Genomic DNA, 9,365 nt, shown 5'->3' on the forward strand with positions numbered 1-9,365 from the left:
GTCACGTACGTCACGTACGTCGCGTGTTTCACTTCCATCAGAACTCCGATCCTGTGAATTCGGTGGCGGGATACGCGGTCTCCTTGCCGTTCGCGACCAGCACGAGCCGCACTGAATAGCGATGGCTGGCGTACCGCCCGACGAAGTGACTCAGCACGTCCCCAAACAGCACCACATCGCCAGGTCCGGCGAAGCCCGCCGGATCCATCTCCACGTGAATGGCGAACTCCCGCAGCATGCCCCCTTTGCGCAGGACGCCCCGCTGGTCGAGCCTGACTCGCCGGATCGCCGCGATGCGCTTCGCGTTGTCGTCCCGCCCGGTCCAGTCGTACAGGGCAAGCACGCCGCGCAGCACATCCGTGTCCAGCGTGTTGAACTCGTGACCGGAGAAATGCGACATGACCTGCCACTGGTATTGCCTGCGTCTCGGCGGATAGAGCGGCAGCGTGGGCTGCGTCAGGTTGCGAACGCTGCCGACGTCCCCCGCGCCCGATGCGAGCGTGGTGATCGTCGACTCGCGCAGCGCCGTGCGCGGCAACGTGCCGTTGTTCGCCAGCACGCGCACTTTCACGTGCGTATCGGGCGGGCTACCGGGGGCGTCCCCAAGTTTGTCCCATACGTGGCCGCCCAGCGTGATCCACATCTGGCGGCCACCGGTCACGCCAAAGCCCAACGACGCATGGAAGTAYCGCTCGGGCGCCTCGTGCCGCAGCATGCCGCCACGGTGCTGGAATGCCTTGAAGGGCCGGTAAGCGTGCTGCTCCGCACTGTTCAGGTCGGTAGCCGCGACCGACAGCGCATCGTAGGGTTCGATGTGCGCGCCGTCGGCGTCCTGCGCGCGCACTAGGTAGTCGCGATCGTGCTCGTTGGGCTGCAGCGGCTGCGCATCGATCTCGAACAGGTTGATCACCGGTGTGCAGAAGAGCCGGAGGTTGCTGGTGCCAAACGCGACGTCGCCGGCGAGCGGCCCGTTGAGCAGGACCTCGAATTCGATACGCGTTTCGCCCGCAGGCACGCTCGCCGCATCGAACCCGCACAGGTCCACAAAATGGAATTTCTCGGGGAACGTGAAGTACTCGAGCATCGTCTGCTCGCGATCCAGCTCCCCGTTGCGCCGCTCGTGGTCGGTCGGCCAGAGCCGCGTCTCAGGACCGAAGCCCGCCACCTCGAACCTCATGCGCGGCAGTGGCTGCGGGCGCCCATCATGGATCCGCGCCATGCGCACTGCAATCGCCTCGACCTGGCGCGTGAACGCCGCATATAACGCCGAGGCAGTCGGCCGGTCGCCATGCAGGTACAAGCGGATGCGCGCCAGGTCATCGAGCGGGCGCTGGTCGAAATGCAGCAGGTCGAACGCGATGCGGATCACCGTGCGGCCGTCGGCGCGCACCGCAGGACCTGCCTCCACCAGTGCGAGCGGCAGCAGAGGCACGGGCTGGGTGGTGCGGTACGTGCATATGGTGCCCTCGGGGCCGACCGGGCCGGAGCGCACCTGAGTGCCCGCGGGCAGCTTACCGAGCACGCGTGCCTCGCCCGCGCGCGGCACGCATTCGAGGATCGCCAGCGACGGAATCGTGCGCCCGGCGTGCGGCCACAGGTTGTCGATCAACGGGTCGGTGATCTCCGGCAACGCGTCATCGAGCTTCGCGCGCATCCGCGCCATCAGGAACGCAAAGCCCTGGTAGAGCTGTTCCACGCTGTCCTCGCGCTCACCCAGGCTCGTCAGGCCCAGCCGGCGCGCCGCATCAGGCTGCGCCGCGGCGAACTCCCTGCTCGCCTCGCTCAGATAGCGCATCTCCGCGTCGTAATATCTCAGCAGCGGATTGTCTTCGTCACTCATGGTGTCATCTCCGGTCGCAATGGAGGCAGAACCGGCGCCGTCCCGGCCTTGCCGACGATAAAGACGCGCTCGGGCATCCTGAAGTCGCGCAGCTTGAGCAGATCCAGCGGACCCGCGCCCAACTGCGTGCGCAGCACGTAGCGCAGCGGCTCGCCATCCGCATCTTTTTCCATATCCTTCCACGTGAGTGCATAGCGCGTGCTGTCGAGCGGCTTGACATCGGCCTTCGCCAGCAGACGCAGGAAGGCCCAGTCGCCGGTCGACTCGAACGCCTGGCGCGTGCCGGCGTTGACCGTCTGCCACGTCAAGCCCGCGTGGCCGTGCAGGCCATTGCCGGGCCACGCGAGCGGCGTATACGCCTCGCGCTGATTGAAGTAGACGATCTGCTTGCCGTCAACGGACAGCGCCGAACGCGTGACGTTCGGGGTCGGCAATGCCATGATCTCGAAGCGGTATCCCGCATCACCCTGCACGTACATCTGGGCACCAAGCGTGGACAGCTGCCGGATCGCGGCGAGGAACGCGGGATCGAACTGCAACGCCTGCGGCGCCAGTTCATTTGGAACCCACTGGTCGCCTTGCGGCTTGAGCACGCCGGCCAGTTGTGTCGTGATGAAGCGGGCGATCAGTCCCGTGTCGGGGCGCGCGTAGCGCCCCAGTTCGGCGAACGACGCATCGGCGTTCGTATCGAAGAACGGATAGCGGCCACTGAAGGTGGTCGCAAACGGTGCAGCGACGCTCACGCGCCACGCTTCGTTCAGGCTCGCGGCGGCCGGCTGCAGGATCGTCAGCCAGGCAGTGTCGAGCGGACGTGCAAACAGCGCGTCGCCAAAGCCCGACCACTGCGTGCCCAGGCTAGCGGCGGTGAGCGCTGCGTCATCCTTTGCCTGCGCGAGCTCCGAGAGCTTCCCCTGGAACACGGCCTGCGCGAGCGAGCGGGCCATCGCCTGCGCATCGGGACTCGCCGCCACCTGCTGGAGCTTCAGGCGCATCGTGGTGGCGACCGTCAGGTAGCGCGCTAGGCTCACCCCGTTCAGCGTCGTGGTGGCACTGGCGGCATTCCCGCCGTGACCTGCGCCGCTGCCAGCGGCAGTGCTAGTGTTGGTGCTGCCGCCACTGTCGCCCATCAGCGCGAGCAGCGGGCCAAACGGCTTGTCCAGAGGATGGATGGCGGGGGCCTGGGCCTTGTCATCGCTACCGATCAGGCTTTGCGCCTTGCGCACCAGTGCGTCGGTCAGCGCCTGCGGCGGGCGGCCTGCCTGTGCCTGATACTGCATGGACCGCATCAGCGCGATCAGCGGTGACGTCTGCACGTCCGTCAGCCGGGTGAGCTGGTCGATCGCATCGTTCAGGTTCGCCGCCGGCTGCCACTGGACGCTGTTGAGCATGCCCTGCCATGCGGCCGTGTATTCCGCGAAATAGCGCGCGGTCAGCCGCGCCTTGAGATCGTCGGTGGCGCGTTGTTCCTGGCGTGCGCTCGTCGTCGTCCCGGCCCCCTGCACGACGGCCGCGTCCACCGACTGTGCCGGCCCCCCATTCGACAGCACCCAGTCGCCCTGCACGCGCCGTTCGCGAGCGGCCTTGTCGATCGACTCGGCGATCATGCCGTCCCACGCCGCGCGCGTGAAGACGCCCGGCACCGTCCGCGCGGTGGTGAAGAGCCCGCGCGCGTCTGCGCCATCGAGCAGCGTCGCGAGCGATCCATCGGCGTACTTGCCCCTCGCGTCATCCAGCACGTTCTGGTAGACCGTGTCGTCGGCGTTCGCGAGGCCGATTTGGTTGACCAGTGTGTTGCGCGCCTCGGCCACGAGGGTGTCGGACGCGTTGATGCGCCATTCCGGGTGCGCCTTCAGGTGGGTTGCGTAGAAGCTGGCGAGCCGCTGCGACGTGTCCAGCCACTCGCCGGCCGGCATCACCGCCGGTGCGGGCCACGCGGAGACGATCAGCCCCGTCAGGAATGCGGGATCGGTGCGGCGCGGTTCCGCCAGCATCAGGTACCCTTTGAGCGCGTCATAGCCGCGCCGCTGCGCGTCGTGACTCTGCAACGCATCGGCGCGCGTCTGCGCGAGATCGGTGAGCGCGGCCCGGAGGGTCTGCACGACCGGGCGCTGCAGGTTGCGCTCGGCGACCGTCCTATATGACTGCCACAGGTCATCGAGAATCGCGTCATTGCGGTTCAGGCCCGCGCGCAGATGCCACGGTGCGCCATGCCGCTGCCGGTACTCCAGCATCTCGATGCGCTGCTGCAACGCGAGCTGCGCGCGCAGGGCGGCCGGGCTGCCGGGCGCGGCCGCGACGGTTGCGTCGGCTGCCTCGGCGCTCGCCCGCGCCTGCCGGATGCCTTGCAGGTTGCCGGCAAACGAGATTGTCATCGCCACGCACCAGCCGATCGCTGCCACGGTGACAAGCGCGGCGAGCGCGTTCGGCCAGTAAAAGCCGATGCGCCTGCCGCGATGCCGGCGCAGGCTGCGGCCGATCTCCTGCCACGTGGGCAGTAGCGAGGCCGGCTGTTCGCGCAGCGCCATGCTGGGGACGCCAGGCCGGGCCGCTTCAGCCAACGCGGCTAAAGCGGCCGATACGGCCATGGCTGGCGTCAGCACAGGCACCGCACCCGGCTGGCTCGCGGCAAACACCGGCGCGAACATCACGCCTTGCAGTGGCGCGCGAAGCCACTTCGAGGCCATCAACGCATCCCAACTGGTCACGATCCTCTCTCGCTGCCCACCGATGTACTGCGATACCTGCGCGAGGTACGGCATGCGCGTCGACTCGTAGCACAGCTCCACGGCAATCGTCCCCGTGTGCAATTCGAGCGTCGTAAGCTGGTCGTTCAGTGCATTGGCAGGCCCCTGTGTCCCACGGCGGATTGAACCCGACAGGAAGGCGCCGATGGCCTGGAACGTCTCGGGTTGGCGGCCGGTCGTCGGCACCGGATGCAGAAACGTCACGGGCGCAGCCCAGCCGAGCTCGGTTGCGATGGTCAAGAGCATGCGGGGAAGCTCGGCGTCGGGCCGGATGGCCTCACCCGTGCGCACTACCTGCACCACGCCGTCGACCGGACGCCTGCGTCGCAACTGCCTGACCTGTTTGCGCCACAGCCCCGCATCCATGCCGTCAGGCGCCGCATGCACGAGGATGGCATCGGCGATATGCATCACGCCCGCCTGCTTGAGGCCGGGCGCCACGGTATCGACCAGCGCATCGTTGCCGCTCACCAGCAGCCACGGCAGCCGGTAGCGCCAGAACCAGCCGTGCGAGGCACGCAGGTCTTCGCACAGGTACTGCAGACGCGCATCACGTTTGAGCGCCGAGGTGGCCTTGACGGCCTCCGGCTGGCTGCCGGTCTCCCGGCGAAAAAGCCGGCCTGCCGCGCTGTACGCGCCAAGCCCCAGTGCAACGGGATGCAGGATCAAGATCCCAGCCAGTACAGCGAGAATCCAGATCGAGGCTGTTTTTTTGGCGTCCAGCGTCGGCACATTGAACTGATCGCCCTTGAGCCAGACCAGGCCGAGCGCCAGTGCGGTCAACGCGACGGCGGCCACCACCAGCCCCCAGGTGGCGAGGGAACCGGGCGCGCCAGAGGATTCGTCCTGCGATGCGAGTGCCTTGAGGTTATTCGTTGGATTCGTCATATGGCGAAGTGGGGTCCGTTGCTTCCGTTCTGGGGGCCGTTGCGCGGCTCACGTAAAGGATGGCGGCCTGCGCGGTTTGCGCGTGCTCGGGGGTGTGAACGATCAGGTGCGGGCCGGCAGTTGCTGACTCGACGGCGGCGGCAATCGACAGCCAGCCGCCTGCCGCGCCCGCGTGACCGATGAGGCTATCGGGCCGGCGCTGCGTTTCCAGCTTGGTGACGCCACTCAGCGAAGCGCTGCCGAGTGCAGACAGCAGAGCCGTATCGTGCGAGGCGTCCAGCCCGCTGATCCAGGCGGGATTGACGGCAGGGGCTTCGGCGTTGCCCCACATCACGGCGTTCGCCAGCACATCAGCGAGCGCATCCAGCTCGCCTGCCACGGGCCGGYGCAGGGTCGCCATGACCTTGACCGGCTCAGGTAGCAGAAACACACCGGGACCGAGCAGTACAGCGACGCCACCTTCGGTACTGCCAGCGGGCGGCGCATCGTGCCACTGCGCGGCAATCACCAGCAGCGGCCGCTTCTCGCCAGCGTCGAGCCACGCGTCGGCCACGAGCAGGCCGTTGCCGGCCGGCACCGCGATGCACTCAAGCGCAGGCAATCCTGCAATCCGCAGGGCGTGGCGGACCTGTTGCACACGAGTATCGGCGCACTCGGCAGTAGCGAGCACCCGCACGGCGGGCGCATAAGCCGCGCCATACTGCGACAATGCATGCAGGCTTTGGCCGAGCGTGTCGAGGGTCTGGGCAAGCATCCGCACGACGGGCGGAATTTGCTCACGCGTGGGCGCAGGCGCAACGCTCGGCTGCTGTCCGGCAGCGTCCGCCATGTCCTCATCCGCCGATGGCGCTGGTTCCTCTTCGTCCGCTTGCGCAAACAGCGGATCGTCATCTGCAAACCGGCTATGCACGATCGTTCCGGCACCCGTGCGCGGCGACTGCGCCTCCATCGAGATCTTCGTCCCGGCAAKGGCAGCCGAAAGCGGCTCGCCCTTGAGCGGCAGGCAATACCCGATACCGAGTACCTGCAATGGCTGCTGCGCATGGCGCACGCGGTGACTCAGCCATTGACGCCGGTGCATGTTCCGGTAATGCGCCCGGAGCCAGATCGCTTCGTATCCGGCACGCGCAATGCCAAGCGTGAAAAGGAACAAGCCGTTGGGCAGGCCCACCACGCTGAACCAGAACCACGCACCGCGCGCTGGCGTGCCCGCCGGCCACAGCAACAGCGCTACCGCGCCGCCAATCCCGCAGCAAAGCACCCAGCCGATGAGCCACGGCACCAGGCGCGGCTTGTTCGCGGGGTAGGCACTCGGCAAGCCCACCGCTGCCAGATCGACCGCCATCGTCAAGCGATATTCACGTTCTGCAGCGACGAAAGCAGCCGGCAGCCGCACGCGCAGCGGTGATGATGCATCGCGACCGGCCTGCCGCCCTTGCCGGGAAACGAGACGTTGCCCTCGGCAATCGTCGTCCTCCCATGCCGCGCACAGAGTGCCTCGTCACCCTGGCACGCCAGAAGCCGGCCCATGAACAGCATTTCCGACGAGGCGGTCGTTACGGAACCGCCGTTTTCCAGTCTATCGCCTTTGCGAATGGGAGATCGCATGTTTCACTCCGCCAAAAATATGACACATACACGTGCTTCACAAAACAACCACAGCAATCTGAAAATTATAAATACTCTTAAAAAATCAATTTTTATTAACCACTCGAACGCTCTGAACAACATCAATAATTCGATTTATCAGAGTCACGGCCGTTTCGAGTGACTCCGGCGTTCGATTAACTGGTATGACAATTGAATCCGCGGTACCAAGCGTKACATATCCGAATGGCGCTCGCCTTATTATTGTTAATACAATCAAATCTTCCCATGGCTCCGATGCATAATAAGAATCCTTTTTATCCCCTATATATGGATGCTTMCACTCACCGATCACCGTAATTCCATCCTCCCTCTCAATGACACCATCAATTGTTTCAGACATGGACTGTTCCAGGCTAATTCCTACGCTATTTTCGGCGTCGTAAGTCTTCATCCTCCATCGCCCCCTGTCATCTTTATTGAAGCCGAAAAATACAAAGACGGCGTTTTGAAGGCAATTATCGTAATCCGGCTTACCCTCGCATCTGTCGTGCCCCGGAAGGTAACCTCGACGCTTGATTTTAACGGTTACGTATTCACCATCCTGGCGCGCATCACCCTTCGACATTGGCATCAATGTCGGTGCTCTTAACGACGCCACGCACATGTCATTCATCCCGCGGGTCCAATACGTTTCTTTCAAATTACGAAATTCTTTTTCGGTAGACGAAAGCACCTGATCATTTTCGTTGCTAAATTTAAATAAACTGCAGTCCTTATACGCCGCATCGAAATTTACATCAGTCAACGCACGATTATTACCTACCCCCCCCGCCATAACATTGCCAGAAATTGAAAAATTGCACACAGACAAAGAAAATGAAAAAATTATTATTCTGATGCACCTTCCTGATAACAATCTAGTCATGAAATTCATTTTTTTAAGTAAAATATTGAATCGACCAAAAATAAGAACATTATTTATAGCCGACGAAAGGATCACGACAGGGGAGATTTCAGGACTACACCTTCTCCCATATCGTTATACATACCCCCACTCCCTGCTTCGGATAAATTATCTTTTTTCACAAAAATCGTCTCAGCGGATGAGTTATCTATATTTCGGCAGACGGGTTATACACCGCTTCGGGACATTTTCTTCATAGTAAGTGCTAATTAGCCTCTTTCTTTTTTTATCAACCTTCAGGTTGATAAATTGATCCCCGCAGGCCGGGAGCCATTCTACGAATGTGGATTTATCACTTGAATATAGAAAAACCCTATGAATTGTATAAACACCCATCCCTTCATCAACAGACCAAATTGAAAAACCTTTCCGGTTGTCGAAGCTATAATCATCAATAACGACATGAATTGGCTTTTCCGTTTCAACGGGAATTACTCCATGATGAACTCCATTTTTAGGGCCCACAACATCGAAGGTTACTGAAAACCGTATACGCCTGCCTTTCATCGTATCCATTCCCCCCACCATTTACGAGGCGGTTTATTAATCCTGTGTTTTCGGCCGAGTAGGGACGGTCGGCCACTCTATTTATGTTGACGCCCTCCGAAAAAGGCCTCGATGCCCAAAAAAATCCGCCGGAATCACAGGCCAGATAACGATCCTCGGCCACAACATCTGGATCGAATCGAGGGGACCAACGAATCAAGTGACCTTGGTCGCTCGGCTTAAAATTATAGTGCTGTGACCCATTCGTTATTCTTGGCGCTGAATTTGGCAGTCGCTCGACATATTGGCCTGTATGAGGCGGAAAATTCCTAAATTTCCCATACGAAGCATAGTTTCCGGCCCACGTGAGTTGCATAATCCCTCGCCCGTAGAACGCGGTATAGTATTGAGTTGCCGGATTATTCGATGAATACGCTCCAAACCCCCATTCATGCATGAGTCGTTTCGTTCCACCTAGATTTCTCCATTGCGCAGTCTCAAGAAGTACTTGAGACAGAAATATAGCTTGCCGCTGTTTGTCACATCCGATGTATTTCCTAATACACTCATTTAATGGACCTATGTAATTCGCCACACGACCCAAAGCCTCACTTTTTTCAAGGGCATAGATATCATTGTTTGTCGTGATTGCAACTATCGGGTTTCCCGTTTTCGTATAGAACATGTGACGGGGGAACGTGGCCGCGAGCTCGCCATGATTTAACCACTCGCATTTTCTAAAATACCGGATGAACTGGAGTGGGTGAAAAAACCAGAGTTTCGCACCGGATTGCAGATTTGTCGCATCCCAAAACTGGAACTGCTTCAACAGGGCCATATATTTCGCGTACCC

General features: G+C 61.6%; 7 protein-coding genes. 1 reads left to right on the forward strand and 6 read right to left on the reverse strand.

The window, feature by feature from the left end; translation table 11 throughout:
• Positions 1–37: 37 nt before the first annotated feature.
• From tssF to AC1DS3_RS31065, 3 genes are read right to left on the reverse strand one after another with little or no spacing between them, the layout of a single operon-like run.
• A complete protein-coding gene (tssF, locus tag AC1DS3_RS31055) occupies positions 38–1,840 on the reverse strand; it encodes a type VI secretion system baseplate subunit TssF (RefSeq protein ID WP_441639937.1) in 1,803 nt (600 codons plus the stop codon).
• A complete protein-coding gene (locus tag AC1DS3_RS31060) occupies positions 1,837–5,472 on the reverse strand; it encodes an ImcF-related family protein (RefSeq protein WP_441639938.1) in 3,636 nt (1,211 codons plus the stop codon). The genes tssF and AC1DS3_RS31060 overlap by 4 nt, the downstream gene beginning before the upstream one ends.
• Entirely contained in the window at positions 5,453–6,625 is a 1,173-nt protein-coding gene (locus AC1DS3_RS31065) for a hypothetical protein (protein WP_477128643.1), read from the reverse strand. Before AC1DS3_RS31065 ends, AC1DS3_RS31060 begins: the two co-directional genes overlap by 20 nt.
• A gap of 4 nt (positions 6,626–6,629) precedes the next feature.
• Between AC1DS3_RS31065 and AC1DS3_RS31070 the strand changes: the two genes are divergently transcribed.
• Positions 6,630–6,779: a hypothetical protein gene (locus AC1DS3_RS31070; protein ID WP_477128644.1), complete on the forward strand. Its 150-nt coding sequence runs from the start codon at positions 6,630–6,632 to the stop codon at positions 6,777–6,779.
• A 40-nt stretch (positions 6,780–6,819) separates the two neighbouring features.
• Here the strand turns inward: AC1DS3_RS31070 and AC1DS3_RS31075 are convergent, their stop codons facing one another.
• The 3 genes from AC1DS3_RS31075 to AC1DS3_RS31085 form a co-directional block, all read right to left on the reverse strand.
• Positions 6,820–7,080 carry a PAAR domain-containing protein gene (locus AC1DS3_RS31075; protein WP_441639940.1) on the reverse strand — a complete coding sequence of 87 codons (261 nt, stop codon included), beginning with the start codon at positions 7,078–7,080 and terminating at the stop codon, positions 6,820–6,822.
• An 85-nt stretch (positions 7,081–7,165) separates the two neighbouring features.
• Complete coding sequence (locus AC1DS3_RS31080; protein WP_477128645.1) at positions 7,166–7,987, reverse strand: hypothetical protein; 822 nt, start codon at positions 7,985–7,987, stop codon at positions 7,166–7,168.
• A gap of 183 nt (positions 7,988–8,170) precedes the next feature.
• The gene (locus AC1DS3_RS31085; RefSeq protein ID WP_477128646.1) at positions 8,171–8,542 is read right to left on the reverse strand and encodes a hypothetical protein; all 372 of its coding nucleotides are present in this window, start codon (positions 8,540–8,542) and stop codon (positions 8,171–8,173) included.
• Positions 8,543–9,365: the final 823 nt, after the last annotated feature.

The organism is Cupriavidus sp. 01L46, from assembly GCF_056399905.1.